This is a genomic window from Streptomyces sp. NPDC020362, assembly GCF_040642095.1.
Classification (GTDB): domain Bacteria; phylum Actinomycetota; class Actinomycetes; order Streptomycetales; family Streptomycetaceae; genus Streptomyces.
The window spans coordinates 87,067-111,626 of record NZ_JBFAET010000008.1; the positions used below are offsets into that span (position 1 = coordinate 87,067).

Genomic DNA, 24,560 nt, shown 5'->3' on the forward strand with positions numbered 1-24,560 from the left:
CGTGATCGATATCAACGAGTCCGTGATGCAGTTCCTTCTGGCGTTCGTCGTCGTCGGCCCGCTCCTCGGCGCCGTCGCCGCTCTCCTCCCGGCCCCGCCCGGACTGAAGGGGAAGTCGCCCGGGCAGGCCGTGCTGCGCCACGGCGTCACCGTGACCGGCGCGATCCTCATCGCCGCGATCGTCCTCGTGCTCGGCTTCGACCACGACCATCCGTCGAAGATGCAGGCCACGACCGACATCAGCTGGATCCCCGCACTCGACGTGCGGATCCACCTCGGCATCGACGGCATCTCCCTCCCCCTTCTGGTCCTGACCGCGCTGCTGACCTTCCTCTGCGCGCTCTACTCCTACTTCAAGCCGCCGACGGGCCCGTCCCCGAAGGCGTTCGTCGCGCTGCTGCTCCTTCTCGAGTCCGGCACCCTCGCGACCTTCGCCGTCCTCGACCTGCTGCTGTTCTTCCTCGCGTTCGAGACGGTGCTCATCCCGATGTACTTCCTCATCGCCCGCTGGGGCGGCGAGGGCCGGACCCGCGCCGCATGGAAGTTCATCCTGTTCACGCTGCTCGGCTCCGTCGTCATGCTGCTCGGCCTGCTCCTGATCGGAATCAAGGCGGGCACGTTCGACATGGTGGCACTCGCCACTGACAACGGCCGGTCGCTGACCACATCGGTGCAGGTCATCGCGGTTCTGGCGATCGGGATCGGGCTCGCGGTCAAGGCGCCGATGTGGCCGCTGCACAGCTGGCTGCCGGAAGCCCACACCGCCGCACCGACCGTCGGTTCGGTCCTGCTGGCCGGTGTCCTGCTGAAGATGGGTACGTACGGTTTCGTCCGCATCCTGCTGCCGGTGGCTCCGGAGGGCTTCCACACCTTCGCGCCCTACCTCGCCGCCTTCGCCGTCGTCGGGATCATCTACGGGTCCCTGGCCTGCCTGGCCCTCGCCAAGCAGGGCGCGAAGGGCGACCTGAAGCGCCTGATCGCCTACTCCTCCGTCGGCCACATGGGCTTCGTCCTCCTCGGCATCGCCACCACGACCCCGACCGGCGTGAACGGCGCCCTGTTCGCCAACATCGCCCACGGCCTCATCACCGGCCTGCTGTTCTTCCTGGTCGGCGCGCTGAAGGACCGCACCGGCACCACCGACCTCGACACCCTCGCCGAGGAGACGGGCGCCGCGCTCTACGGCAAGGCCCCACGGCTCGGCGGTCTGCTCGCCTTCGCCGCCGTCGCCTCGCTCGGCCTGCCCGGCCTCGCCGGGTTCTGGGGCGAGATGCTGTCCCTGTTCGGCGCGTTCGAGCCCGCAGCCGGCCTCAGCCGGCCCGCGTTCCTCACCTTCATGGCGATCGGCGCGTTCGGCACCCTGCTGACGGCCGCGTACATGCTGATCGTGGTCCGCCGGGTGTGCATGGGCGCCGTACCCCAGGACACGCCGAAGCTCGCGGACGTCCACGGCTACGAGTTCGCAGCCTGGACCCCGCTCGTCGCCCTCACCGTCGCCGCCGGGCTGTGGCCGAGGGCCCTGCTCGGCCTGACCGACCCGGCCGTGCAGCAGCTCCTCGCAGGAGGCACCCGATGAGCGCCCTGGCCCAGCCGCTGGCCCAGTCCGCGGTCCAGTCCGTCGACTGGCTCGCGATCGCGCCGCCCACCATCGCCGCGGTGGTCGCTCTCGCGGTGCTCGTCGCCGACCTGTTCGTCCCCGAGGCGCGCAAGCCCCTCCTCGGCTGGGTCTCCGTGGCGGGCCTCGCCGCCGCCGCGCTGATGCTGCTGCCCCTCCTGGACGGCGACCGCAGCACCTTCTGCCTGCCCGGCGACGCGCGCGTGTGCAGCTACACCGCCGACCGCTTCACCCTGGTCATCCAGTTCCTCGTCCTCGGCGGTGCCCTGCTGGCGGCCCTGCTGTCGGTCACGAACCTCAAGGACGACCAGCGGCGCGTCCCGGCGGGCGAGTTCTGGTTCCTGCTGCTGTCCTCCGCGGCCGGTGCCGCCCTGCTGCCCGCCTCCCGCGACCTGGCCACGCTGATCGTCGCCCTGGAGGTCGCCTCCCTGCCCGCCTTCGCCCTCGTCGGCATCCGGCACGGCGACAAGCGGTCCTCCGAGGCGGCCCTGAAGTTCTTCCTGTCCTCGGTCACCGCCACCGCAGTGAGCCTGATGGGCATCAGCTTCGTCTACGCCTCGACCGGCACCCTCTACCTCACCCAGGTCGCCCAGCGCATCCAGCACGTCGACGGGCAGCTCCACACCCTCGCCCAGACCGGCGTCGTCCTGACCCTCGTCGGCTTCGCCTTCAAGACGGCCGCCGTACCGTTCCACTTCTGGGTGCCCGACACCTACGTGGGCGCGCCCCTGCCCGTCGCCGCCTACCTCTCGGTCGTCGGCAAGGCGGTCGGCTTCTCCGGCCTGATCCTGGTCACCGTCGTGGCCCTCCCGTCGTACGCGGACGTCTGGGGGCCCGCGCTCGCCGCCCTGGCCGCCCTCACCATGACCGTCGGCAACGTCGGTGCCCTGCGGCAGCAGGCCACGCGCGCGTACAGCGCCGTACGCCTGCTCGCCTGGTCCTCCGTCGGCCAGGCCGGCTACCTCCTCGTACCGATCGCCGCCGCCGGTTACGCCAAGGACGCCCAGAAGGCCATCGGCTCCACCGTCGCGTACGCCCTCATGTACGCCGCCGTGAACCTCGGCGCCTTCGCGGTGGCCGCGCTGGTGGGCCGTACGAAGTCCCTGAACCGGATCAGCGACTACCGGGGCCTGTACGCCTCCAACCCGGCCGCCGCGCTTCTCCTGGCCTTCTTCCTGCTGTGCCTGGCCGGGCTCCCGCCGGGCGTGATCGGCCTGTTCGCCAAGGTCACCGTGTTCTCGGCAGCCGTCGACGCGGGCCTGGGCTGGCTCGCCGTGGTGATGGCCGTCAACGTGGTGATCGCCCTGTTCTACTACCTCCAGTGGACGGCCCTGCTGTTCCGCGCTCCCGAGGGCGAACCCGCCCGGCACCGGGTCCCGGCACCGGTGACCGCTGCACTCGCCCTCACCGGCGTCCTCGGCGTGGCCCTCTCCGGCGCACCCCAGCTGGTCCTGCGGTTCACGGCCACCGGCCTGTTCTGAGCACCTGCCGCATCCGGAGGGCCCACGCGCGTGTGGGGCACGGCCAGGCATGCGCGCGGCAGGACACCGCCGCGCGTCAGGACCGCTGCGCGCGTGACGACGGTGCTCCCACGCGCTCGGCGCGCCGCCCGTGCTCCCACGCGCGTGTGGCCCCGTGCCACAAGCGCGCGGAGGGCCGTAACTGCACGTCACCCGTACGGCTCAGGTGTGTCGTGGTCTGCACAAGGGAACTTGCGGTCGCCGCCTGGCGTTGACCAGAACGGGAGGGTCCACTGGACCAAAGGGTTCCCCCGCTGCACGACTTGGAGGGCGTACCGTGCACCGCCGGCACAACGGGCTAAGGACCGCAGTACTCCTCGGGGGACTGTCGGCGCTCATCATCGTCATCGGCAGTTTCTTCGGCCGCATGGGACTGATCGTGGCGGTCGTGATCGCGCTGGGCACGAACGCCTACGCGTACTGGAACAGCGACAAGCTGGCGCTTCGGGCGATGCGCGCCCGCCCGGTGAGCGAGTTCGAGGCCCCTGCGCTCTACCGGATGGTCCGCGAGCTGTCCACGCAGGCCCGCCAGCCCATGCCCCGCCTGTACATCTCCCCGACAGAGGCACCCAACGCCTTCGCCACGGGCCGCAACCCGCGCAATGCGGCCGTGTGCTGCACGGAGGGCGTCCTGCGCCTGCTGGACGAGCGCGAGCTGCGCGGTGTCATCGGCCACGAGCTGAGCCATGTCTACAACCGCGACATCCTGATCTCCTCGGTGGCCGGCGCGCTCGCCTCGGTGATCATGTTCCTGGTCAACTTCGCCTGGCTGATCCCGGTCGGCCGCTCGGACGACGACGACGGTCCCGGCCTGCTCGGTCTGCTGCTGATCATGATCCTGGGCCCCATCGCGGCTTCCCTCATCCAGCTGGCCATCAGTCGCTCCAGGGAGTACGAGGCGGACGCGTCGGGCGCCCAGCTCACCGGCGACCCGCTGGCCCTCGCCAGCGCCCTGCGCAAGCTGGAGATCGGTACCCAGCAGCTCCCGCTGCCCCCCGAGCCCCGGATCGAGACCGCGAGCCACATGATGATCGCGAACCCCTTCCGCCCGGGCCAGGGACTGTCGAAGATGTTCTCCACGCACCCGCCCATGGCGGACCGCATCGCCCGGCTCGAGAAGATGGCGGGTCGTCACCTGTGAAGATCATGTCCAAGCGCTGAAGTGCTTCGAGGCTCGGTGGGTGGCCCCGGTCTCCTTGATCACATCGCGCCAGGACTTCCCGGTGCGCACTTTGTGGAAGAGCGCGTCCACGGAGCGACGAACGGTGCCGGTCCGCCCCGTCGGCAGCAGGGGCGCAATCTTGGCCCAGTCGTCGTCCGACAGCATCGCTGCGGGTACGTCGAGGCCTGCAGCGGCGTACCAGGCCCGCACGGTGCAGGGGACTCCGCCACGTCGCCCGTCAGGCACCGGACCAGTAACCGTGACCTTCGGTTCCAGCAGGGACAAGATCGCCGCCTGCTGCTGTGGGGCCATGCCGGGGAAACGACTCCCGGGCCATGCGCGCAAGCGCCCGGAGGTTCTGGGCGTACTGGTCCGAGTCCTCCATCTCCGTCAGCCATTCGGCCGCCTCGGCACGCAGGTTCTGAAGCTGTTGGAGTTCTTCGTCGAGGGCCGAGGCCGCGGCGTCGATGGCTTCGGCCGACCTGCTCTGTTTGGCCGACGCGACGATGACGGCCGTGATCGAGGCGTTCCTGCCCCCGATCTGTCGATCAAGATCAACGACTCGATCAGCCGGCGCCGGACCTGTTGCCGTCAGCCGCCCCGATCCACTCGGCCAGTTCCTGAAGCTTCCCGCTGTCGCTCGCGATCTCCATGACCTTCTTGCGGACGTGCCCTTCGAGCACGTCCGTGTCGATGCACGAGCAGCCGCAGGACTTCTGGCTCAGGTCTCTGGGCGCGTTGCCCGAGCACCGGCAGTAGCGGGCTCCATCCCGTTCGGCTTCACGGCTGAAGCCCGTATACGTCTTCCGGCAGGGACTGATCACCTGGGTGTTCCCGCACCCTTCGACGACGGGACGCTCGCCGCGGTCCGGCCGTACGCGGAGGAAGTGCCGGACGGACAGAACCGGCGCGAGCCGGGCGCCTCTTTCCGGCCCGGCCCCCGCGCCGGACGCCGGCCAACTGCTGGACCGCGTCCTGGCCATGCTGGGACGCTCGCCGAAATGGCCCGTGCAGGCGGCGCCTTGGCTGAACCGGCGGTTGAAACACTCTCCGCCGCTTCAGCCACGAGGCCGGGTCAGCTCCTTCTGAGCTGACTTTCCTGCAGGGACGTCCACCGTAGGCGGCAGGCCGGCGCTCCGGCGCGACGGGGCCGCCCCCCCGCCTGGGGAAGGAGGCTCCTACGGTGATGCTCAGATGCTCAGACGCCCAACGCGACGCACGCCACGGCCACCCAGCCGTCGTGGCCGTTGATCCGGACGGTCATCCACTCGGTGCTGGTGATGCCGCACGCCTTGTACCGCTGGCGGTTCACGGAGCCCTCGCCGAGGCTGCCGCACGGCAGCTTTCCCCTGGCGGCGATGCTGCCGATGACCGAGTACGTCGTCCCGGCCCCGCTGCGCACGTTCACCTCGGAGCCGGAGTTGTTGTAGACGTGGCAGCTGAACGCGGCGGCGGAAGCGGTCTTCGCGGTGGTCTGCGCGGGCGCGGCGCCGGCCGGGGCGATCGCGAACGCCGTGGCGCCGATGAGCGAGGCGGTGACGGTCGCGGCCTTCAGAGAGAGATGCACTGTTCCCCGATTCAATGTGTTCATGGTCATCGGCACCTTAACAACGGCTGACACAATGAGGCGGATCGGCCTTGGTGGCCCTGTCCAGGGCGGTAGTTGGGCGTTCGGTGCGGCGTGGGGACATCGCCGTGGATCGTGTCGGACGAACTGTGGGACCGCCGTGAACCGCTGCTGCCGCAGCGCGAGCGCAGGTTCCGGTATCCGGGCCGCAAGGCATTGCCCGATCAGGAAGTGCTGTGCGGGATCCTGTACGTGCTGCTCACCGGAATCCAGTGGGAGTACCGGCCGCAAGACCTCGGCTCCGGCCCCGGCATGACGTGTTGGCGCCGCCTGCGGGACTGGAACGAGGCCGGCAACGACTGCACGAGGTCCTGCCGGCCGAACTGAACGAGGCTTCGCGCCTGGACCGGTCCCGCTGCGTGGCCGACTCGTCCCACGTCAGGGCGCTGAAAGGGGGGAGCCGGACGGGCCCGTCGCCGATGGACCGGGGCCGAGCCGACTCGAAGCACCACTTTACCGATGGCCACGGCGCGCCGCTCGCAGCCCTGTTGACCGGCGGCAACCGCAACGACGTCGCCCCATTGCTGCCGTTGCTCGACGCGATCCTGCCGGTCCGCGGCCGGGTCGGCCGTCCCCGCCGCAAGCCGGACTCCGCGCCTCTCTTCGCTCTTGCTCTGCTTGTCCAACTCACTCGCCCGGAGGGCCTGAACACGAGCTCCACGGGTGGCCGGCCTGCTCCTGCAGCAGCGCTCACCACAGCCGTCGGATCCTCCTTGCTCCCCTCCGCCAACGCCTCAAGTACCCGATCAAGTGCCTCACTCACATCAGCGCGCGTGACCACTTGAAACAGGCGTCGGACCAGCGTTCTTGACCGTCAGTGGCAGCAGCCTCCTGCCGGTCGGGCCGAAGGCCGGGGGTACCGAGCTGCTCGACCAGCCGGTCGGCGAGCGGCCCGCGACCCAAGAGGACCTCTTCGCCCCCGCGACGTCAGCGTCCGCCGAATGCCTCGTCCGTGGGGACAACCTCACGCCCCAGAGGCATGAGCGAAATGGGGATCATCTTCAGGTTCGCCCAGCCGAAGGGGATCCCGATGATCGACAGGAACAGGGGGATGCTCGTGATCAGGTGGGCCAGCGCCAGCCACCATCCCGCGAAGACCACCCAGATCACGTTGCCGACGCACGAGGGGGCCCCGGCGTCCGGCCGCTCCACAGTGGTCCGGCCGAACGGCCACAGCACGAAGCCGGCGATGCGCAGCGACGCGATGCCGAACGGGATGGTGATGATCAAGACGAAGCAGATCAGTGCAGCGATCAGGTAGCCGATCGCCATCCAGAGGCCGCAGAAGACGAGCCACAGGATGTTGAGAAGCAGGTTGAACACCTTCATGATCGGTACCTTTCCAGGTCGCTCCGTCGGCATGCCTGCTGTCACAAGTATCAGCCGATCATGTGTTCAGGCGGAACCGGAGCGCCTTTGTAGCGTGATCAGGAAGGTTCGGGGACGATCCCCTTCGGCATCGCCGCCTTCCGTGTCGGTGTCCACGCCCTGTGGCTCTTCGGGTGCACCACGGTCGAGCGCCGGGACGCGGGTGCGCCCTCCTGCATCGGCAACGTGCTCTGGCTGGTGCCGGCCGGCTGGTGGCCGGCGCTCGCCCACGTCACCACCGGTATCGCCCTGTGCCTGACGATCACCGGCATTCCGTTCGGCATCGCCAACTTCAAGAGGACTCCGGTCTCCCCGCTGCCGCTGGGCCGCGAGATCGTCCCCACGGACCAGCCGTTCGCGACCCGCTGACGGGATGTCGGAGGCTCCGTACGCCGGAGGCTCGGCACGCCGGAGGGCAGGAACGGCGGCGCCGGGAACGTTGGACACCGGGAACGTCGGAGGGCAGGAACGGCGGCGCCGGGAACGTTGGACACCGGGCACGTCGGAGGGCAGGAACGGCGGCGCCGGGAACGTTGGACACCGGGAACGTCGGAGGCTAGGGGCGCGGCGACCCGTCCGCGCCGCGTCCCGCCCACCACCGCCGTACGCCGTACGCCAGTACCCCGACGACCAGGACGGCCGCCCCCGCGGCGACCGAGATCGCCGGAAGGGCGAACGCCAGCGTCGCGCAGCCCAGCAGCCCCAACACCGGTACCACTCGTGCCGCCAGGGCCGGGCTCAGGGTCCAGGCGGAGGCGTTGGCCACGGCGTAGTAGGCCAGCACGCCGAACGAGGAGAAGCCGATCGCGCCCCGCAGGTCCACCGTGGCGGCCACAACGGCCACCACCGCGCCCACGGCCAGCTCCGCCCGGTGCGGAACCTGGAACCGCGGGTGCACGGCGGCCAGCGCGCCGGGCAGATGGCCGTCACGGGCCATGGCGAGCGTCGTGCGGGACACCCCGAGGATCAGCGCGAGGAGCGACCCCAGGGCGGCCACCGCCGCCCCCGCCCGCACCACAGGCGCAAGGCCCGGCACCCCGGCCGCCCGCACCGCGTCGGCCAGCGGCGCCGCCGCCTGCCCCAGCCGGTCCGCGCCGAGGACGGCGAGAACGGCCACGGCCACGCACACGTACACGACCAGAGCGATGCCGAGGGCCAGCGGGATGGCCCGCGGAATGGTGCGCTCGGGCTCCCGCACCTCCTCGCCCAGGGTCGCGATCCGTGCGTACCCGGCGAACGCGAAGAACAGCAGACCGGCCGCCTGAAGCACCCCGCCCACACCCGAGGGAAGCCCGATCCCGAGCCGCCCGGCATCGGCCTGCCCGGAGGTCAGGCACACGACCACCACGGACGCGAGGACGGCCAGCACCACGGCCACGATCACCCGCGTCAGCCACGCCGACTTCTGGATGCCGCCGTAGTTCACGGCGGTCAGGGCCACCACGGCCGCCACCGCCACCGCGTGCGCCTGCCCCGGCCACACGTACGCCCCCACGGTCAGCGCCATGGCCGCGCAGGAAGCCGTCTTTCCGACCACGAAGGACCAGCCGGCGAGATACCCCCAGAACGGGCCCAGCCGCTCCCTGCCGTACACGTACGTCCCGCCGGACGCCGGATAGCGTGCGGCCAGCCGGGCCGAGGACATGGCGTTGCAGTAGGCCACCACGGCCGCGACGGCCAGCCCCAGCAGCAGCCCCGTCCCGGCGGCGTGCGCGGCCGGCCCCAGGGCGGAGAAGACGCCGGCGCCGACCATCGAGCCGAGGCCGACGACCACTGCGTCCCGTACGCCCAGGCTGCGGCGCAGGCCGGTACCGGTTGGTGTCATGCGCCGCACCCTACTGAGCACCGCAACCGGGTGGAGGACCCGTGGCGTCCTCTTCTTCGACACAGCACGCACACGCGCGCGACGTACAGCCGATCCTCACCGGATTCTCAAGGGCCGGACAGCGCGGGTACAGCGCAGGAGGGCAGGTTCACGGCATGACGATCATCGGTTGGATCACCCTGGGGCTCCTGGCCGGAGCCATCGCCAAGGTCCTGCTGCCGGGCCGTGACCCGGGCGGCTTCATCGGCACGACCCTCATCGGCATCGCGGGCGCGTTCATAGGCGGCTGGATCTCGGCCCGCTGGCTGGACCACCCGATCACCAAGAATTTCTACGACGGCGCGACCTGGGCCGCCGCCATCGGCGGCTCGCTCGTCCTGCTGATCGCCTACCGCCTCCTGTTCGGCAATTCACGCAACTGAGGCGACCGGCCGACGGCGACCGAAGCGCGACCGGTCGACAACGACCGAAGGGTGGGCACCCGGGGGTGCCCACCCTTTCTGTCCGGGTCCTGCCGGCGCGCCGCCGGAGTCCTACCGGTAGTTCACGAACTGCAGCGCGAAGTCGAAGTCCTTGCCCTTGAGGAGGGCGATCACGGCCTGCAGGTCGTCGCGGCTCTTGGAGGTGACCCGCAGCTCCTCACCCTGGACCTGGGCCTTCACGCCCTTCGGACCCTCGTCGCGGATGATCTTCGCCACCTTCTTCGCGTTCTCCTGGGAGATGCCCTCCTGGATCGACGCGAAGATCTTGTACTCCTTGCCGGAGAGCTGGGGCTCGCCCGCTTCCAGCGCCTTCAGCGAGATGCCGCGCTTGATGAGCTTGGACTGGAAGACGTCGAGGACCGCGTTGACCCGGTCCTCGGAGTTCGCCTCCATGAGGATCTTGTCACCGGACCACGAGATCGAGGCACCCACGCCCTTGAAGTCGTAGCGCTGGGAGATCTCCTTGGCGGCCTGGTTGAGGGCGTTGTCGACCTCCTGCCGCTCGACCTTCGAGACGATGTCGAAACTGGAGTCGGCCATGTCCTGTGGCTCCTTGTATCGGGGTGCGAATCGGGTGCGTGGCGGCGGCCGCCGAGCCCGGCATGCCACCGGGCCGCATCCGCCCCAGCCTAGCCATCTCGCGACCCGAGGGGTGGAGATCAATCGGGTGGCGAAGCACCCCTCGGCATCGGGTATTGTTTACGTCGTTGCCAGGGAGCGCCGCCGAAAGGTGGACTCGACGGCAGCAAACCCCGGCGGTGTGCCCGAGCGGCCAAAGGGAGCAGACTGTAAATCTGCCGGCTCAGCCTTCCCAGGTTCGAATCCTGGCGCCGCCACACTGGGGAAGACCCCCTCCACTGCGGAGACGCAGTGGAGGGGGTCTCTTCGTATGGGCTGTGCCCCGCGCGGGGCACACTGGCGGCATGTCCTCCCGCCGTAGAACCTGTCCCGTCTGTCGCCGCGAAATCGCTGTCGTCGCGGGGCGCTTCGCACGGCACGACCCGCCCGGAGCGCGCGAGAACGGGGAACTCGTCTCCTGCACAGGATCCCGGCAGCAGGCACAACTCGGGGCGGTCCAGCCGGCGTTGGACGGGTACGCCGTGCCGGACTTTCCCGGGCAGCTGCCTCTGTTCTGACGGGTGAACGGCCGGTGGCCGGGCTCAGTTCCCCGCGACCGACTTCACGGCGACCGACACGGGCGTCGATCCCCCGATCAGCTCCAGCGTCAGACCGGCCGTCGCCGAGGTGTCCACCAGCTCTGCCAGTACGGCCGCCACGTCGTCCCGCGGGATCGGACCGCGCCCGGTGTGCGCCTCCAGGCGGACCTGGCCGGTACCGGGCTCGTCCGTCAGCGCACCGGGCCGCAGGATCGTCCAGTCGAGCGCGTCCTGGCGGGTGACGTACGTGTCGGCCTCGCCCTTGGCGCGCAGGTACACGTCGAAGACGTCGTCACCCTGGTGGGCGGGGTCCGCGCCCATCGAGGAGACGACCACGAAACGGCGCACGCGCGCACGGACGGCCGCTTCCGCGAACAGGACCGCCGCGGCCTTGTCCACCGTCTCCTTGCGGGCAGTACCGCTGCCCGGGCCCGCACCGGCCGCGAAGACCGCGGCGTCCGCGCCCTGCAGGTGTGCCGCGACCCCTTCCACCGAGGCGAACTCCAGGTCGAGCAGGACCGGCTCCGCGCCGGCCGCCCGCAGCTCGTCGCCCTGCTCGGGGTTGCGGATGATCCCCGCGACCTCGTCCCCGCGCGCGGAGAGCAGCCGCTCCAGCCGCAACGCGATCTGACCATGACCACCAGCGATGACAATGCGCATGATTCCGACCGTACGCCCGAAGAGCCGCATCCGCCGTACCAGTTCGGGGTGGGTTGGGGGAGCGTGGCGAGGGTGAGGGGTGGGGTGTGGGGTGTCGCGGGGCTGTGTGGGGCGGTGAGGTGTGGGGTCGCATGGGGTGGTGTGGGGTGGTGATGTCGAGCGTGCGCCGGAGTGCGGGCCGTGAGGCTGTGCCGCGGGCCGCGTGCGGTCCGGGGGCTGCCGCCCGGTCCTGGGGCCCGCCGCCCGGACCGCACGCCCCGTCATGACAACTCGCCCCGCCCCTGCCGTGGCAGCCCCAGTTCCGCCGCTGCCGCCGAATTGCAGTACTCGCGGACCGCGCTCGTGCGGGCCACCACGCGCCCCCGGTGGACCACGATGCGGCTGTAGGCCAGGGAGAGGGTGCCGGCCAGGCGGTCGCCGCGTACGGCCAGGAGTTCGGCGGGAAATCCGGCCTCCACGCGTACCTCGGGGAGGCCGAGGGCCGCGCGGGCCGAGGTGCTCACCGCTTCGTACGCGGCCTCGGGGCGCAGGCCGTGGGCGGAGGCGAGGAGGTAGGCCGCCTCGAGGGGGTCGCCGCGGCCGACGGGGTTCGAGACGTCCCGCAGGGCACCGCTGCCGGCCGCCACCCGTACCCCGGCCGTGCGCAGCAGCCGTACCGGGGCCGTCCCCCGCCGCTCGGCGCTCCCGCAGCCGCCCTGCGGCAGGCACACCACCGTCACACCGGCTGCCGCGAGCTGGTCCGCGAGCCGGGAGACAGCCTCGTCGGGCAGGCGCGCCAGACCGGCGCACGGGCCGATGGTCACGCCGGGGCGCAGGCCGCCCGCCATGGCGGCGAGCCGGGAGAGCCGGGCCGGGTCGGCGGCGTCCGTGTGCAGGTCCACCGGGCAGCCGTGCTCGGAGGCCATCTCCAGGACGGCCTCCACATAGCCCGTCGGATCCGGGTCCAGGTCCGGGCAGCCGCCCACCACGGAGGCGCCCATCTTCACCGCGTCCCGCAGCATCACGAGCCCGTCGGCCCCGGCGGCCCCGGTCAGCAGGCGCGGCATGGCCACCGTGGTCAGCTCCGCGAGCCCGCGCAGCGAGCGGCGGGCCTGCAGTACGGCGCCGAGCGCGCCCAGGCCCTGGACATCGCCCACGCGCACGTGCGCGCGTGCCGCCGTCGCACCGTGCCCGAGCTGGAGCAGGGCCGCCTCGGTGGCCCGGCGCTGGACGTCGTCGGGGGCGTACGACACCGGTCCCGGATACTCGGCGGAGAGTGCGGTGTCGCTGTGGGCGTGCGGTTCGGCCGGGGCCGGCAGGAGCAGATAGCCGCTGAGGTCCACGCGTGTGGCGCCCGCCCGGGCCGGACCCGGTGCCAGGCTTCCGGCCGTGCCGACCGCCTCGATGCGCCCGCCGCCCAGCCGTACGTCCACGGTCCTGCCGTCGGTGAGCCGCGCCCCGCACAGCAGCAGCGGGGCCGGGGCCGGGTGGCCGGAGGACCCCCACGGGTTCGACGACGACGGAGGCGGCTGCGGCTGACTGTCGGGCATCGGACTCCAGGGCTCGGGCCGGGGGCTCGGGGCAGGGCCGCGTGAGGGGCTCAAGGCCGCTGTGGTCTCAAGATCACGCAGAGTGAGTCGAGCCTAGGGTGGCGAGCCCTGCAGGGCGCGGAGGAGCGCAATAGTCGTACCGGTGTGGTCCGCCCTTGGAGGAACCCCCGGGCGCCGGCCGTGAACCCCCGTGCGCCGGCCGTGGAGAAGCGCTCGGCCCGGGTCGCTCACGCGCGCGTGAGTGCGTCCTGCGGGGCTTGCGAGACCGCCGGGAGAGGCGTGCAGGGGCCTGCGCCCGGTGCCCGGATACGGATTTGGGTGAACGGTGCGGGACCGTGTAATGTCTTCATCGCTCGCCCCAATAGCTCAGTCGGCAGAGCGTCTCCATGGTAAGGAGAAGGTCAACGGTTCGATTCCGTTTTGGGGCTCTGGTGTGGGAGGTTCCGCCGCAAGGCGGGGCCGATCTCATCAAAGCGGTGTAGCTCAGTCGGTAGAGCAAGCGGCTCATAATCGCTGTGTCACCGGTTCAAGTCCGGTCACCGCTACTGAAAGTAGCCGATTGCGGGGTCGGTCCTTCGATCGGCTACTCTTTCTTGCGTTGAATTAGTCCATCCGTTCGTCTTAGGAGCACTCACGTGGCTGCCACCGACGTCCGCCCGAAGATCACGCTGGCCTGCGTGGAGTGCAAGGAGCGGAACTACATCACCAGGAAGAACCGGCGTAACAACCCGGATCGTCTTGAGATGAAGAAGCACTGCCCGCGTTGCAAGGCGCACACCGCGCACCGCGAAACGCGATAAATCAGGCTCGTTCGTGAGGCCGCCCCCGCAGGTTGGGGGCGGCCTCACGTCGTTTCACACACTGCTGAGAGCAGAAACGCTGCTGAGAGCAGGCATGCCGCCGAGACCAGGAGGTGCCGGGCCATGGCGCTCGACCAGTCCTTCGTGGGACGGACCTATCCGCCCACCGCGCCCTACGAGGTGGGCCGGGAGAAGATCCGCGAGTTCGCCGAGGCGGTCGGGGAGAGCAATCCGGTCTACACGGACCCCGAGGCCGCCAAGGCGTTCGGTCACCCCGATGTGATCGCCCCGCCGACCTTCGTGTTCTCCATCACCTTCCGGGACGCCGGACAGGTCGTCCGCGACTCGCAGCTCGGCCTCGACTACGACCGCGTGGTCCACGGCGACCAGAAGTTCGTCTACAGCCGCCCGGTGCGCGCGGGTGACCGGCTCACGGTGACGTCCACCATCGAGGCGATCAAGTCCATGGCGGGCAACGACATCCTGGACGTCCGCGGCGAGGTGCACGACGAGGCGGGCGAGCACGTGGTGACCGCATGGACCAAGCTCGTGGCCCGTGCGGCCGAGGAGGGCTGAGGAAGCGATGACGGCGAAGATCGCGTACGACGACGTCGAGGTCGGCACCGAGCTGCCGACGCAGACCTTTCCCGTGACCCGCGACACCCTGGTGCGGTACGCGGGCGCCTCCGGGGACTTCAATCCGATCCACTGGAACGAGAAGTTCGCCAAGGAGGTGGGCCTCCCGGACGTCATCGCGCACGGCATGTTCACCATGGCCGAGGCGATCCGCGTGGTCACCGACTGGACCGGGGACCCGGGTGCGATCGTCGAGTACGGCGTCCGCTTCACCAGGCCGGTCGTCGTCCCGAACGACGAGACCGGCGCGGAGATCGAGGTCAGCGGCAAGGTCGCGGCCAAGCTCGACGACAACACCGTGCGCGTGGACCTGACCGCGAAGAGCGGCGGCCAGAAGGTGCTGGGCATGTCCCGGGCGGTCGTCCGGCTGGCCTGACGGCCTGAGCGAACCTGTTGCGGTAAGGGGCGTCCTCCATGGCTGGGCGCCCCTTACGCGTACCTCCACGCGGAAGCCCTTTCCGCAGAACCTACTTGCCAAGTTAGTGATTGAGTACTAACTTCATGGTGTGTCCAGGATGAGTGCAGAAGAGCGGCGCGAGAGCGTCATCCGTGCGGCGATGTCGGAGTTCGCGCAGAGGGGCTACTACGGCACCTCCACCGATGCGATCGCCAAGCGGGTCGGAGTCTCGCAGCCGTACCTCTTCCGGCTCTTCCCCGGCAAGAAGGCGATCTTCGCCGCCGCCGCACTGCGCTGCATCGACGAGATGTGCCATCTCTTCGAGGAGGCGTCGAAGGGGCTGGAGGGCGAGGAGGCGCTGCGCGCGATGGCGCAGGCGTACGTGGAGCTGATCCAGGAGAAGCCCGAGCTGCTCCAGATGCAGATGCAGACGTACATCACCGTCGCGGCGGCAGAGGCGGAGGGGGACCACGCGTTCGGCGAGGCCGTACGGGCCGGCTGGATGAGGATCTGGGACACCGTGCATCTGCCCCTCGGGGCGGACCCGGGTGAGACGACGACCTTCCTGGCGTACGGGATGCTCATCAACACCCTTGCTGCCATGGGATTCCCGCCCGAGCACCGGGTCTGGGAGGGGATGTATCCGGAGGCCGGGACCACGGGCCGGCTGGAGAAGTAGCGGAAAGCGGTGCGCCCGGAGGACGGCACTGCGTCTTTCGTGGGCGTGAAAGTTAGTAAGTAATAACTAATGAGTGATCGTTCAGCACCCTCTGGGGGAGAGATGTCACAGCAGCAGACCGCAGCACCAGGCACCACGGCATCACGCGGGGGCGCCGTCTGGGCCCTCGTCATCACCAGCGTCGCCGGGTTCATGGCGGCCCTCGACAACCTCGTCGTCACCACTGCCCTGCCCTCCATCCGCAAGGACCTCGGCGGCGCGCTGGACGACCTGGAGTGGACGGTGAGCGCCTACACGCTCACCTTCGCCGTCCTGCTGATGTTCGGTGCCGCGCTCGGCGACCGCTTCGGGCGCCGGCGGCTCTTCCTCGCCGGACTCACCGTCTTCACGGGCGCCTCCGCCGCCGCGGCCATGGCCCCCGGCATCGGCTCCCTGATCGCCGCCCGCGCGGTCCAGGGCGTCGGCGCGGCCGTGATGATGCCGCTGACGCTCACCCTGCTGACCGCGGCCGTGCCCGCCGCCAGGCGCGGTATGGCGTACGGCATCTGGGGCGCGGTCAACGGGCTCGCCGTCGCCTCCGGGCCGCTCATCGGGGGCAGCCTCACCGAGCACATCTCCTGGCACTGGATCTTCTGGCTGAACGTCCCGCTCGGCGTCGCCCTGCTGCCGCTCGCCCGTCTGCGCCTGGCCGAGTCCTACGGCGCCGGCGCCCGGCTCGACCTCCCCGGGACCCTGCTCGTCAGCGGCGGGCTCTTCGGCATCGTGTACGGACTGGTGCGCGGCCCGGTCGACGGCTGGACCGGCTCCCTCGTCCTGACCGGCCTGATCGCGGGCAGCGCGCTGCTCGCCGGCTTCGTGCACCACGGCGTGCGCAGCAAGAACCCGATGCTGCCCATGCGGCTGTTCCGCTCCCGTGCCTTCTCCGGGATCAACGCCGCGAGCCTCCTGATGTTCCTCGGGATGTTCGGCTCGATCTTCCTGCTCAGCCAGTACATGCAGGGCGTGCTCGGCTACTCGCCCACCGAGGCGGGCCTGAGGATGCTCCCCTGGACCGGCATGCCGATGCTCGTCGCGCCGATCGCCGGCATCCTCTCCGACCGCATCGGCGGCCGCCCGGTCGTCGCCACCGGACTGTTCCTGCAGGCCGCCGGCCTCGGCTACATGGCCTCGGTGGTCACCGCGGACGTCTCCTACGCGACCCAGCTGCCCGGCCTGATCATCAGCGGCATCGGCATGGCTCTGTTCTTCGCGCCGGCCTCCAACCTGGTCATGTCCAGCGTGCTGCCCGCGGAGCAGGGCATCGCCTCCGGCGCCAACAACGCGCTGCGCGAGGTGGGCGGCGCGCTCGGCATCGCGGTCATGTCGTCGATCTTCTCCGCGCAGGGCGGCTACGCGAGCGCGCAGAACTTCGTGGACGGTCTGCGGCCCGCTCTGGTCGTCGGCTCAGGGGTGGTCGCCCTCGCCGGGCTCGCGGCCCTGCTGATCCCGGCCCGGCGCAGGACCGCCCAGGACGCCGCCGCGACCGAGCCCGCGCCGGTCCTGGAGACAGCGGCTCTCTGAGCTCCCGCGGCGCCCACCGGGCGCACGCGTCCGGCACACGCGCGTACGGCCCCGTCCCCGCCGACGGGGCCTTACGCGTGCGTGCCCGGCAAGGTCACGGTTGCCGGGGCCCGTACGCGTGCGTGCTTGTCGAGGTCACGGTTGCCGGGGCCCGTACGCGTGCGTGCTCGTAGAGGTCACGGTCGCCGGGACCCGTACGTGCGTGCCCGTCCAGGTCACGGTCGCGGGGGCCGGCTCCCGTGCCGCCTCGCCGTGCTGTCTGCGGCGTCTCGTAGTCTTGGGCGCGTGCAGGAACTCCACGACGCCCCCCTCGCCCCGCTGACCACGTTCCGGCTGGGCGGCCCCGCCACCCGGCTCGTCACCGCGACGACCGACGCCGAGGTGATCGCCGCCGTCCGCGACGCCGACGACACCGGGACACCGCTGCTGGTCATCGGCGGCGGGTCGAACCTGGTCATCGGCGACAAGGGCTTCGACGGGACCGCCCTGCGCATCGCCACCCGCGGCGTCGAACTGCGCGGCACCACGCTGGAGCTGGCGGCCGGCGAGGTGTGGACGGACGCCGTGGCCCGCACCGTCGAGGCAGGACTCGCCGGGATCGAATGCCTGGCCGGGATTCCCGGCTCCGCGGGCGCCACCCCGATCCAGAACGTGGGCGCCTACGGCCAGGAGGTCTCGTCGACGATCACCGAGGTGATCGCGTACGACCGCCGGGCCGGAGAGACCGTCGCGCTGACCAACGAGGAGTGCGCCTTCTCGTACCGGCACAGCCGCTTCAAGGCCGACCCCGAGCGCTACGTCGTGCTGCGTGTCCGCTTCGAACTGGAGGACGCGCACGGGCTGTCGGCGCCGGTCAAGTACGCCGAGGCCGCCCGCGCGCTCGGCGTGGAGCCGGGCGGGAGGGCGCCGCTCGACGCAGCCCTCGAGACCGTGCTGAAGCTGCGGGCCGGAAAGGGCATGGTCCTCGACCCCGAGGACCACGACACCTGGTCCGCCGGATCCTTCTTCACCAACCCGATCCTCACCGACGAGCAGTTCGCCGCCTTCCACGCGCGCGTGCGGGAGCGGTTGGGCGACGGCGTCGAGCCGCCCGCGTACTCCGCGGGGGAGGGGCACACCAAGACCTCGGCCGCCTGGCTGATCGACAGGGCGGGCTTCACCAAGGGGTACGGCACCGGGCCCGCCCGTATCTCCACCAAGCACACCCTCGCCCTCACCAACCGGGGCGCCGCCAGCACCGAGGACCTGCTGGCCCTCGCCCGCGAGGTGGTCGCCGGGGTCCGCGAGGCCTTCGGGATCACGCTGGTCAACGAGCCGGTCACGGTCGGCGTGAGCCTGTAGCCGCACCGGCTCAGTAGGCCACGCCCACCCCCTGCTTCACCGTCCCCGCGTCGTCGATCATCGCCAGCATCGCGTGGGCGACGTCCGCGCGCGCGATGAACCGGCCCCCTCGCGGAAAGCCGCCGACGACCGTGCGGTAGCGGCCGGTGAGCGGCTTGTCCTGCAGGCGCGGCGGCCGCACGGACGTCCAGTCCGTGCCGCTGCGTGCCAGCTCGGCCTCCATCTCCCGCAGGTCGGCGTACACGTCCTTGAGAATCGCCGACACCAGGCCCCGCATCCCGCGGTCCAGGAGGCCGTCGTCCTCGGGCGCCGGTCCGACCGGGCCGGCGCTCACCACCAGCAGCCGCCGTACGCCCTCCGCCTCCATGGCGCCGAGGACCGCGCGCGTGAGCCGGGCGGCCACCCCGGCGTCCTTGCGGCTGCGCGCGCCCAGGCCGGACAGCACCGCGTCCCGGCCACGGACGGCGGAGTGCAGCTCCTCGGGGCCGGCGAGCGCGGAGCGTACGACGTCCAGCCGGTCGCCGGTGACGGTGAACCGGGCCGGGTCCCGCACCACGGCCGTGACCTCGTGACCGGCGTCCAGGGCCTGGCGGACGATCTCCCGGCCGATCCCGCCGGTGGCCCCGAAAACGGTGAGCTTCATGGTGATTCCCCTGTTCCCCTGGTGGGTGAGTACTTACTCACCTCCGCTGCCCCTAGAGTGGGTAAGCACTCACCCACTCGTCAAGCCCGAAATGGACGCCCCATGGAGACGAAGCCGGCGCGTGTCCGCATCCTCGACGCCGCCCACGAGCTGATGCTCACCGTCGGACTTGCCCGAGCCACCACCAAGGAGATCGCCAGGGCGGCCGGCTGCTCCGAGGCGGCGCTCTACAAGTACTTCGACAGCAAGGAGGATCTGTTCGTCCGGGTGCTCACCGAGCGCCTGCCCCGGCTCACCCCCCTGCTGAGCAGCCTGGAGGCCGAGCCGGGACGGGGAACCCTGGAGGAGAACCTCACCGAGATCGCCCGCCAGGCAGCCCTCTTCTACGAGCAGAGCTTCCCGATCGCGGCCTCCCTGTACGCCGAGACGCAGCTCAAGCGCCGGCACTACGAGGCGCTGCGGAAGATCGGCTCCGGGCCGCACGCGCCGATCGAGAGCCTGGACGCCTACCTGCGCGCCGAGCAGGACGCCGGCCGTGTCCGCGAGGACGCCGACACCTTCGCGGCCGCCTCGCTCCTCCTCGGCGCCTGCGCCCAGCGCGCGTTCGCCTACGACGCCACCGAGACCGGTGCACCGCCGCCCGTGGACGCATTCGCCGCCCGGCTCACCCGGACCCTGCTGGGCGGGATCGCCCCGGGAATCTCCGTTGCGCAGGAGGACGGCCGACCGTGACCCTGAGGTCATGAGGCATCCCGCATGCGGCTGAGGCTGCACGCATTCAGGCCCGGGACCGGGCCGTACGAGCACCGTGTCGTCCAGCCCCGGCAGCCCCTGCGCCGCACGTCACTGACCGCGCCCGACCCCATCGGCCTGCTGCTCGGCGATCACGACGGGCTGAACCGGCTCGCGGGCCTGTTCTCCTTCGCCGCCTGCTCCCCGCACACGATCGTCCATGTGCCGCTGCGCGACGGGATCCCGCCCGACGAGGGCCGGGGCGAGCGGGTCGACCTCGTCCTGGCCCACCACACACTCGGGCTGCGCCCCAGCCGGTGGCCCGAGCTGCGCCGGAAACTGCGCCGGGGCACCCCGGTGACCGCCGGCACCGACGAGGCGCGCACCGCGCGGGACGCCGCCGCCTGGCGCCAGCGGATGGACCGGTTCGAGTGCCGGGAACGGCTGCGGCACGCCACCCACGCCCGCACGTTCTTCCTGTTCGGCAACCGGGGTGTCTTCGCCGAGACCGCCACCCGCCTCGCCGGCGCCGCAGGGTGGGGTCCGCACCACAAGCGCGTCGCCCAGGGCCACTCGGCGCTGATGGCGGCGCTTCCGGAGCTCGTCCAGCCGCCCGGCGGCGGGCATCCCGTCGAGGTCCTGATCTGCTTCAAGCCCTCCCCGTCGCCGTACGCCCAGGTCAGTCGGCCGGGCGCGTCAGCCACTCGTCCACGCCGGCCAGCAGCCGCGCCCTGACGTCCTCCGGCGCCGCGGAGCCCCGGATCGACTGGCGGGCCAGTTCCGCCAGCTCGCTGTCCGTGAAGCCGTGGTGGTGGCGGGCGATCTCGTACTGGGCGGCCAGCCGCGAACCGAAGAGCAGCGGGTCGTCGGCGCCCAGTGCCATCGGGACGCCCGCCTCGAAGAAGGCGCGCAGCGGTACGTCCTCCGGCTTCTCGTACACGCCGAGGGCCACGTTCGACGCCGGGCACACCTCGCAGGTCACCCCACGGTCGGCCAGCCGCTTCAGCAGCCGCGGGTCCTCCGCCGCCCGCACGCCGTGGCCGATCCGGCAGGCGTGCAGGTCGTCCAGGCAGTCCCGCACCGACGCCGGGCCGGTCAGCTCGCCGCCGTGCGGGGCGGACAGGAGGCCGCCGTCGCGTGCGATGGCGAAGGCGCGGTCGAAGTCCCGCGCCATGCCCCGCCGTTCGTCGTTCGACAGCCCGAAGCCGACCACGCCCCGGTCGGCGTACCGCACCGCGAGCCGGGCCAGCGTGCGCGCGTCCAAAGGGTGCTTCATACGGTTCGCCGCCACCAGGACCCGCATCCCGAGCCCGGTCTCCCGCACCGCCGTGTCCACCGCGTCCAGGATGATCTCCAGGGCCGGGATCAGCCCGCCCAGCCGGGGTGCGTACGACGTCGGGTCGACCTGGATCTCCAGCCAGCCCGAGCCGTCCCTCAGGTCCTCCTCGGCGGCCTCCCGGACCAGCCGCTGGATGTCCTCCGGCTGCCTCAGGCAGGAGCGCGCCGCGTCGTACAGCCGCTGGAAGCGGAACCAGCCGCGCTCGTCCGTCGCGCGCAGCCTCGGTGGCTCGCCGCTGGTCAGTGCCTCGGTCAGCGTCTCGGGCAGGCGCACGCCGTACTTGTCGGCCAGCTCCAGGACGGTTCCCGGCCGCATCGAGCCGGTGAAGTGCAGGTGCAGATGGGCTTTCGGCAGCTCAGAGAGGTCACGTACACGCTCCATCCCAGGATCCTGCCGCACGTCCCAGCCGCCCCGGTAGCACTTTCCCCGAACGTGGCCTTGCTCGCACGCGCGAACGGGCCGCCTCCCCGCAGGGAGGACGGCCCGCACGCGCGCGTGAAAGTGACCTGGAGCGGAAGGGACCTCAGTCCCGTGCCTCCGCCAGCAGCTTCTGCATCCGGCTCACGCCCTCGACGAGATCCTCGTCACCGAGTGCGTACGACAGCCGCAGATAGCCCGGGGTGCCGAAGGCCTCGCCCGGGACGACCGCGACCTCGGCCTCCTCCAGGATCAGCGCGGCCAGCTCGACGGTGTCCTGCGGGCGCTTGCCGCGGATCTCCTTGCCGAGCAGCCCCTTGACCGACGGGTAGGCGTAGAAGGCGCCCTCGGGCTCCGGGCAGAGCACGCCGTCGATCTCGTTGAGCATCCGCACGATCGTCTTACGGCGGCGGTCGAACGCCTCACGCATCTTCGCGACGGCCTCCAGGTCGCCGGAGACGGCGGCCAGCGCGGCCACCTGGGCCACGTTCGAGACGTTCGAGGTGGCGTGCGACTGCAGGTTGGTCGCTGCCTTGACGACGTCCTTCGGGCCGATGACCCAGCCCACGCGCCAGCCGGTCATGGCGTACGTCTTCGCCACACCGTTGACCACGATGCACTTGTCGCGCAGCTCGGGCAGGAGCGCCGGCAGCGAGGTGAACTGTGCGTCGCCGTAGACGAGGTGCTCGTAGATCTCGTCCGTGAGGACCCACAGGCCGTGCTCGACGGCCCAGCGGCCGATCGCCTCGGCCTCCTCCCGGCTGTAGACGGCGCCGGTCGGGTTGGACGGGGAGACGAAGAGCACGACCTTCGTCTTTTCCGTGCGCGCCGCCTCCAGCTGCTCGACCGAGACGCGGTAGCCGGTCGTCTCGTCGGCGACGACCTCCACCGGGACCCCGCCGGCCAGGCGGATCGACTCCGGGTACGTCGTCCAGTACGGCGCGGGGACGATGACCTCGTCGCCCGGGTCGAGGATCGCGGCGAACGCCTCGTAGATGGCCTGCTTGCCGCCGTTGGTGACGAGGATCTGGGAGGCGTCGGGCTCCCAGCCGGAGTCGCGCAGCGTCTTCGCGGCGATCGCGGCCTTCAGCTCGGGCAGACCGCCGGCCGGGGTGTAGCGGTGGTACTTCGGGTTCTTGCAGGCCTCGATCGCGGCCTCGACGATGTAGTCCGGAGTCGGGAAGTCGGGCTCACCGGCGCCGAAGCCGATCACCGGACGCCCGGCGGCCTTCAGGGCCTTGGCCTTGGCGTCCACGGCGAGGGTGGCGGACTCGGAGATCGCGCCGACTCGGGCGGAGACCCGGCGCTCGGTGGGAGGGGTTGCAGCGCTCATGGGGCCATGGTTTCAGACAGGAAATGTCCCCGGCACGCGGGTTTCACAGACTGAACAGCCAGGGGGCGAGCCGTGAACAGGGGTCCGAATCCGGCCTCCGGCCAGGACGATCTTCTGCGCCCATGCCCCGGACAGGCACTTTCTGTTCGACGCCGGGCCGCGGACCACGTACACTCTCACCTCGTTGGCCTTCAGCAGCCGCAACTCAGCCGGTGCACACCGAGCACCCGGCCGGATGCGGTACGTTGGGGGACACACCAAAGGGTCGTAGCTCAATTGGTAGAGCACCGGTCTCCAAAACCGGCGGTTGGGGGTTCAAGTCCCTCCGGCCCTGCTACACACACCGCCAGGATGTGTGCGCATGTACGTACAGCAATGCACCGCCGTGCGGCTCAGGAACCGGGCGCGGCACGGCCACGACCCGGGATCAGGTGAGGACGAATGACGGACGCCGTGGGCTCCATCGACACGCCTGATGCTCAGGACGAGCTGTCCGAGTCCAAGAAGAAGGCCCGTAAGGGCGGCAAGCGTGCCAAGAAGGGCCCGCTGAAGCGCCTCGCCATCTTCTACCGCCAGATCGTCGCGGAGCTCCGCAAGGTCGTCTGGCCCTCGCGCAACCAGCTGACGTCGTACACCACTGTGGTGATCTTCTTCGTCGCGATCATGATCGCCCTGGTGACCGTGATTGACTATGGGCTCAACCACGCGGCCAAGTACGTCTTCGGCTGAGCCAAGAGCGAAGGGCGCCGTGGTACCGGCGCCCGTTTTCGCATGTTCCACCCCTATGTATCCAGGAAGAAGCAGCCATCGTGTCTGACCCGAACCTGAACGACGCCATCGAGCCGGACGAGACGGTGGACGACGAGCTCGACATCGTCGAGGGCGCGGACGAGCAGGACGAGTTCGAGGCTGCCGAGGCCGAGTCGGGCGTGCCCGCCGAGGAGAGCGCGCTGCACGTCGAGGATGAGGAGGGCGAGGACGTCTCGGACGCCGAGCCCGTCATCCCGGCCGACGAAGCCGAAGAAGCCGCGGAGGAAGAGCCCGCCGAGGAAGAGGCCGCCGAGCCCGTCGACCCGGTCGAGGCCCTGCGCGAGGAACTGCGTTCCCTGCCCGGCGAGTGGTACGTCATCCACACCTACGCCGGTTACGAGAACCGCGTGAAGACCAACCTGGAGCAGCGCGCCGTCTCGCTGAACGTCGAGGACTACATCTTCCAGGCCGAGGTGCCGCAGGAAGAGGTCGTCCAGATCAAGAACGGCGACCGCAAGACGATCAAGCAGAACAAGCTGCCGGGTTACGTCCTGGTCCGTATGGACCTGACCAACGAGTCCTGGGGCGTCGTCCGCAACACCCCGGGCGTCACCGGGTTCGTCGGCAACGCCTACGACCCCTACCCGCTGACCCTGGACGAGATCGTCAAGATGCTCGCCCCGGAGGCGGAGGAGAAGGCCGCCCGCGAGGCCGCCGAGGCCGAGGGCAAGCCCGCCCCGCAGCGCAAGGTCGAGGTCCAGGTGCTGGACTTCGAGGTCGGCGACTCGGTCACCGTCACCGACGGCCCGTTCGCCACGCTCCAGGCGACCATCAACGAGATCAACGCGGACTCCAAGAAGGTCAAGGGCCTGGTGGAGATCTTCGGCCGCGAGACGCCGGTCGAGCTCTCCTTCGACCAGATCCAGAAGAACTGAGCACACACGCCGAGGGCGCCCCGCCGGTGAGGACCGGGCCGGGGCGCTCTCGC

26 protein-coding genes, 4 tRNA genes and 2 pseudogenes are annotated in these 24,560 nt (G+C 70.8%); 21 read left to right on the forward strand and 11 right to left on the reverse strand.

Annotated features, from left to right (window positions below):
• The first annotated feature begins 1 nt into the window (after window position 1).
• The 3 genes from AB0H32_RS06060 (at window position 2) to htpX (ending at window position 4,276) form a co-directional block, all read left to right on the forward strand.
• Window positions 2-1,576, forward strand: a complete 1,575-nt coding sequence (locus AB0H32_RS06060) for an NADH-quinone oxidoreductase subunit M (protein WP_361114940.1) — start codon at window positions 2-4, stop codon at window positions 1,574-1,576.
• Complete coding sequence (locus tag AB0H32_RS06065; RefSeq protein WP_361114943.1) at window positions 1,573-3,096, forward strand: NADH-quinone oxidoreductase subunit N; 1,524 nt, start codon at window positions 1,573-1,575, stop codon at window positions 3,094-3,096. The genes AB0H32_RS06060 and AB0H32_RS06065 overlap by 4 nt, the downstream gene beginning before the upstream one ends.
• 316 nt (window positions 3,097-3,412) lie before the next feature.
• Window positions 3,413-4,276, forward strand: a complete 864-nt coding sequence (gene htpX, locus AB0H32_RS06070) for a zinc metalloprotease HtpX (protein ID WP_361114946.1) — start codon at window positions 3,413-3,415, stop codon at window positions 4,274-4,276.
• Between the two features lie 3 nt (window positions 4,277-4,279).
• On the opposite strand, the gene AB0H32_RS06075 is transcribed toward htpX, so the two are convergent.
• The 3 genes from AB0H32_RS06075 to AB0H32_RS06085 form a co-directional block, all read right to left on the reverse strand.
• The gene (locus tag AB0H32_RS06075) at window positions 4,280-4,609 is read right to left on the reverse strand and encodes a transposase (protein WP_361114949.1); all 330 of its coding nucleotides are present in this window, start codon (window positions 4,607-4,609) and stop codon (window positions 4,280-4,282) included.
• Between the two features lie 254 nt (window positions 4,610-4,863).
• Complete coding sequence (locus AB0H32_RS06080) at window positions 4,864-5,280, reverse strand: hypothetical protein (protein ID WP_361114953.1); 417 nt, start codon at window positions 5,278-5,280, stop codon at window positions 4,864-4,866.
• 215 nt (window positions 5,281-5,495) lie between these two features.
• On the reverse strand, window positions 5,496-5,888 hold the full coding sequence (locus AB0H32_RS06085; RefSeq protein WP_361114956.1) for an SH3 domain-containing protein: 393 nt from the start codon (window positions 5,886-5,888) through the stop codon (window positions 5,496-5,498).
• Window positions 5,889-5,978: 90 nt separating this feature from the next.
• On the opposite strand from AB0H32_RS06085, the pseudogene AB0H32_RS06090 reads away from it, so the two are divergent.
• Window positions 5,979-6,511, forward strand: a pseudogene (locus tag AB0H32_RS06090) (IS5 family transposase); the annotation flags it as partial.
• A 340-nt stretch (window positions 6,512-6,851) separates the two neighbouring features.
• Here the strand turns inward: AB0H32_RS06090 and AB0H32_RS06095 are convergent.
• Complete coding sequence (locus AB0H32_RS06095; protein ID WP_361114959.1) at window positions 6,852-7,253, reverse strand: YccF domain-containing protein; 402 nt, start codon at window positions 7,251-7,253, stop codon at window positions 6,852-6,854.
• Window positions 7,254-7,370: 117 nt separating this feature from the next.
• On the opposite strand from AB0H32_RS06095, the pseudogene AB0H32_RS06100 reads away from it, so the two are divergent.
• Window positions 7,371-7,661 (forward strand): annotated as a pseudogene (locus tag AB0H32_RS06100) (YccF domain-containing protein); the annotation flags it as partial.
• Between the two features lie 187 nt (window positions 7,662-7,848).
• On the opposite strand, the gene AB0H32_RS06105 reads toward AB0H32_RS06100, so the two are convergent.
• On the reverse strand, window positions 7,849-9,117 hold the full coding sequence (locus AB0H32_RS06105; protein WP_361114962.1) for an amino acid permease: 1,269 nt from the start codon (window positions 9,115-9,117) through the stop codon (window positions 7,849-7,851).
• A gap of 155 nt (window positions 9,118-9,272) precedes the next feature.
• Here AB0H32_RS06105 and AB0H32_RS06110 point away from each other — a divergent pair, with 155 nt between their 5' ends.
• Window positions 9,273-9,539: a GlsB/YeaQ/YmgE family stress response membrane protein gene (locus AB0H32_RS06110; protein WP_361114965.1), complete on the forward strand. Its 267-nt coding sequence runs from the start codon at window positions 9,273-9,275 to the stop codon at window positions 9,537-9,539.
• A 111-nt stretch (window positions 9,540-9,650) separates the two neighbouring features.
• Here AB0H32_RS06110 and AB0H32_RS06115 read toward each other — a convergent pair whose 3' ends face one another.
• A complete protein-coding gene (locus AB0H32_RS06115; protein ID WP_361114968.1) occupies window positions 9,651-10,139 on the reverse strand; it encodes a YajQ family cyclic di-GMP-binding protein in 489 nt (162 codons plus the stop codon).
• 214 nt (window positions 10,140-10,353) lie between these two features.
• Between AB0H32_RS06115 and AB0H32_RS06120 the strand changes: the two genes are divergently transcribed.
• Window positions 10,354-10,435 (forward strand) — tRNA-Tyr (locus tag AB0H32_RS06120).
• A gap of 87 nt (window positions 10,436-10,522) precedes the next feature.
• Entirely contained in the window at window positions 10,523-10,735 is a 213-nt protein-coding gene (locus tag AB0H32_RS06125) for a hypothetical protein (protein ID WP_361114970.1), read from the forward strand.
• A gap of 24 nt (window positions 10,736-10,759) precedes the next feature.
• Here AB0H32_RS06125 and AB0H32_RS06130 read toward each other — a convergent pair whose 3' ends face one another.
• Both AB0H32_RS06130 and AB0H32_RS06135 read right to left on the reverse strand, forming a co-directional pair.
• The gene (locus AB0H32_RS06130) at window positions 10,760-11,416 is read right to left on the reverse strand and encodes an NAD(P)H-binding protein (RefSeq protein ID WP_361114973.1); all 657 of its coding nucleotides are present in this window, start codon (window positions 11,414-11,416) and stop codon (window positions 10,760-10,762) included.
• A gap of 260 nt (window positions 11,417-11,676) precedes the next feature.
• Window positions 11,677-12,945 carry an amidohydrolase family protein gene (locus AB0H32_RS06135; protein ID WP_361114976.1) on the reverse strand — a complete coding sequence of 423 codons (1,269 nt, stop codon included), beginning with the start codon at window positions 12,943-12,945 and terminating at the stop codon, window positions 11,677-11,679.
• A gap of 355 nt (window positions 12,946-13,300) precedes the next feature.
• On the opposite strand from AB0H32_RS06135, the gene AB0H32_RS06140 reads away from it, so the two are divergent.
• The 8 genes from AB0H32_RS06140 to AB0H32_RS06175 all read left to right on the forward strand — a co-directional run bounded on the left by AB0H32_RS06140 (window position 13,301) and on the right by AB0H32_RS06175 (window position 18,358).
• Window positions 13,301-13,373 (forward strand) — tRNA-Thr (locus AB0H32_RS06140).
• 44 nt (window positions 13,374-13,417) lie between these two features.
• Window positions 13,418-13,490, forward strand: a tRNA-Met gene (locus tag AB0H32_RS06145).
• Between the two features lie 90 nt (window positions 13,491-13,580).
• The gene (gene rpmG, locus AB0H32_RS06150) at window positions 13,581-13,745 is read left to right on the forward strand and encodes a 50S ribosomal protein L33 (protein WP_361114979.1); all 165 of its coding nucleotides are present in this window, start codon (window positions 13,581-13,583) and stop codon (window positions 13,743-13,745) included.
• A gap of 123 nt (window positions 13,746-13,868) precedes the next feature.
• Window positions 13,869-14,321 carry a MaoC family dehydratase N-terminal domain-containing protein gene (locus AB0H32_RS06155; RefSeq protein WP_361114981.1) on the forward strand — a complete coding sequence of 151 codons (453 nt, stop codon included), beginning with the start codon at window positions 13,869-13,871 and terminating at the stop codon, window positions 14,319-14,321.
• A gap of 7 nt (window positions 14,322-14,328) precedes the next feature.
• A complete protein-coding gene (locus AB0H32_RS06160) occupies window positions 14,329-14,757 on the forward strand; it encodes a MaoC family dehydratase (RefSeq protein WP_361114984.1) in 429 nt (142 codons plus the stop codon).
• 130 nt (window positions 14,758-14,887) lie between these two features.
• The gene (locus AB0H32_RS06165; RefSeq protein ID WP_361114987.1) at window positions 14,888-15,457 is read left to right on the forward strand and encodes a TetR/AcrR family transcriptional regulator; all 570 of its coding nucleotides are present in this window, start codon (window positions 14,888-14,890) and stop codon (window positions 15,455-15,457) included.
• Window positions 15,458-15,559: 102 nt separating this feature from the next.
• Window positions 15,560-17,017: a DHA2 family efflux MFS transporter permease subunit gene (locus tag AB0H32_RS06170; RefSeq protein WP_361114989.1), complete on the forward strand. Its 1,458-nt coding sequence runs from the start codon at window positions 15,560-15,562 to the stop codon at window positions 17,015-17,017.
• 285 nt (window positions 17,018-17,302) lie between these two features.
• A complete protein-coding gene (locus tag AB0H32_RS06175; protein WP_361114992.1) occupies window positions 17,303-18,358 on the forward strand; it encodes a UDP-N-acetylmuramate dehydrogenase in 1,056 nt (351 codons plus the stop codon).
• 10 nt (window positions 18,359-18,368) lie between these two features.
• Here AB0H32_RS06175 and AB0H32_RS06180 read toward each other — a convergent pair whose 3' ends face one another.
• Window positions 18,369-19,001 carry an NAD(P)H-binding protein gene (locus AB0H32_RS06180; protein WP_361114995.1) on the reverse strand — a complete coding sequence of 211 codons (633 nt, stop codon included), beginning with the start codon at window positions 18,999-19,001 and terminating at the stop codon, window positions 18,369-18,371.
• A gap of 102 nt (window positions 19,002-19,103) precedes the next feature.
• Here AB0H32_RS06180 and AB0H32_RS06185 point away from each other — a divergent pair, with 102 nt between their 5' ends.
• Window positions 19,104-19,733 (forward strand): TetR/AcrR family transcriptional regulator, encoded by a 630-nt coding sequence (locus AB0H32_RS06185; protein WP_361114998.1) that lies wholly within the window; start codon window positions 19,104-19,106, stop codon window positions 19,731-19,733.
• A 24-nt stretch (window positions 19,734-19,757) separates the two neighbouring features.
• Entirely contained in the window at window positions 19,758-20,468 is a 711-nt protein-coding gene (locus AB0H32_RS06190; RefSeq protein ID WP_361115001.1) for a hypothetical protein, read from the forward strand.
• On the opposite strand, the gene AB0H32_RS06195 is transcribed toward AB0H32_RS06190, so the two are convergent.
• Both AB0H32_RS06195 and AB0H32_RS06200 read right to left on the reverse strand, forming a co-directional pair.
• Window positions 20,413-21,453 (reverse strand): adenosine deaminase, encoded by a 1,041-nt coding sequence (locus AB0H32_RS06195; protein ID WP_361115004.1) that lies wholly within the window; start codon window positions 21,451-21,453, stop codon window positions 20,413-20,415. The two genes, AB0H32_RS06190 and AB0H32_RS06195, sit on opposite strands and share 56 nt — an antisense overlap.
• Window positions 21,454-21,595: 142 nt before the next feature.
• Entirely contained in the window at window positions 21,596-22,822 is a 1,227-nt protein-coding gene (locus tag AB0H32_RS06200) for a pyridoxal phosphate-dependent aminotransferase (RefSeq protein WP_361115007.1), read from the reverse strand.
• A 261-nt stretch (window positions 22,823-23,083) separates the two neighbouring features.
• Here AB0H32_RS06200 and AB0H32_RS06205 point away from each other — a divergent pair.
• The 3 genes from AB0H32_RS06205 to nusG all read left to right on the forward strand — a co-directional run bounded on the left by AB0H32_RS06205 (window position 23,084) and on the right by nusG (window position 24,507).
• Window positions 23,084-23,156, forward strand: a tRNA-Trp gene (locus AB0H32_RS06205).
• Between the two features lie 107 nt (window positions 23,157-23,263).
• Window positions 23,264-23,551, forward strand: coding sequence for a preprotein translocase subunit SecE (gene secE / locus AB0H32_RS06210; RefSeq protein WP_361115010.1), 288 nt, complete (start codon window positions 23,264-23,266; stop codon window positions 23,549-23,551).
• Window positions 23,552-23,631: 80 nt separating this feature from the next.
• Window positions 23,632-24,507 carry a transcription termination/antitermination protein NusG gene (nusG, locus tag AB0H32_RS06215; protein WP_361115013.1) on the forward strand — a complete coding sequence of 292 codons (876 nt, stop codon included), beginning with the start codon at window positions 23,632-23,634 and terminating at the stop codon, window positions 24,505-24,507.
• The last annotated feature ends 53 nt before the right edge of the window (window positions 24,508-24,560 follow it).

Excerpts from the sequence above, each read along its gene's own strand:
- AB0H32_RS06065 (WP_361114943.1), top strand. The coding sequence starts at position 1,573 with ATGAGCGCCCTGGCCCAGCCGCTGGCCCAGTCCGCGGTCCAGTCCGTC.
- AB0H32_RS06105 (WP_361114962.1), bottom strand. The coding sequence starts at position 9,117 with ATGACACCAACCGGTACCGGCCTGCGCCGCAGCCTGGGCGTACGGGAC.
- AB0H32_RS06110 (WP_361114965.1), top strand. The coding sequence starts at position 9,273 with ATGACGATCATCGGTTGGATCACCCTGGGGCTCCTGGCCGGAGCCATC.
- AB0H32_RS06095 (WP_361114959.1), bottom strand. The coding sequence starts at position 7,253 with ATGAAGGTGTTCAACCTGCTTCTCAACATCCTGTGGCTCGTCTTCTGC.
- AB0H32_RS06160 (WP_361114984.1), top strand. The coding sequence starts at position 14,329 with ATGACGGCGAAGATCGCGTACGACGACGTCGAGGTCGGCACCGAGCTG.
- AB0H32_RS06180 (WP_361114995.1), bottom strand. The coding sequence starts at position 19,001 with ATGAAGCTCACCGTTTTCGGGGCCACCGGCGGGATCGGCCGGGAGATC.
- AB0H32_RS06185 (WP_361114998.1), top strand. The coding sequence starts at position 19,104 with ATGGAGACGAAGCCGGCGCGTGTCCGCATCCTCGACGCCGCCCACGAG.
- AB0H32_RS06170 (WP_361114989.1), top strand. The coding sequence starts at position 15,560 with ATGTCACAGCAGCAGACCGCAGCACCAGGCACCACGGCATCACGCGGG.
- AB0H32_RS06195 (WP_361115004.1), bottom strand. The coding sequence starts at position 21,453 with ATGGAGCGTGTACGTGACCTCTCTGAGCTGCCGAAAGCCCATCTGCAC.
- AB0H32_RS06085 (WP_361114956.1), bottom strand. The coding sequence starts at position 5,888 with ATGAACACATTGAATCGGGGAACAGTGCATCTCTCTCTGAAGGCCGCG.
- AB0H32_RS06125 (WP_361114970.1), top strand. The coding sequence starts at position 10,523 with ATGTCCTCCCGCCGTAGAACCTGTCCCGTCTGTCGCCGCGAAATCGCT.
- AB0H32_RS06130 (WP_361114973.1), bottom strand. The coding sequence starts at position 11,416 with ATGCGCATTGTCATCGCTGGTGGTCATGGTCAGATCGCGTTGCGGCTG.
- AB0H32_RS06115 (WP_361114968.1), bottom strand. The coding sequence starts at position 10,139 with ATGGCCGACTCCAGTTTCGACATCGTCTCGAAGGTCGAGCGGCAGGAG.
- AB0H32_RS06155 (WP_361114981.1), top strand. The coding sequence starts at position 13,869 with ATGGCGCTCGACCAGTCCTTCGTGGGACGGACCTATCCGCCCACCGCG.
- AB0H32_RS06080 (WP_361114953.1), bottom strand. The coding sequence starts at position 5,280 with ATGGCCAGGACGCGGTCCAGCAGTTGGCCGGCGTCCGGCGCGGGGGCC.
- AB0H32_RS06135 (WP_361114976.1), bottom strand. The coding sequence starts at position 12,945 with ATGCCCGACAGTCAGCCGCAGCCGCCTCCGTCGTCGTCGAACCCGTGG.
- AB0H32_RS06200 (WP_361115007.1), bottom strand. The coding sequence starts at position 22,822 with ATGAGCGCTGCAACCCCTCCCACCGAGCGCCGGGTCTCCGCCCGAGTC.
- AB0H32_RS06075 (WP_361114949.1), bottom strand. The coding sequence starts at position 4,609 with ATGGCCCCACAGCAGCAGGCGGCGATCTTGTCCCTGCTGGAACCGAAG.
- AB0H32_RS06190 (WP_361115001.1), top strand. The coding sequence starts at position 19,758 with ATGCGGCTGAGGCTGCACGCATTCAGGCCCGGGACCGGGCCGTACGAG.
- secE (WP_361115010.1), top strand. The coding sequence starts at position 23,264 with ATGACGGACGCCGTGGGCTCCATCGACACGCCTGATGCTCAGGACGAG.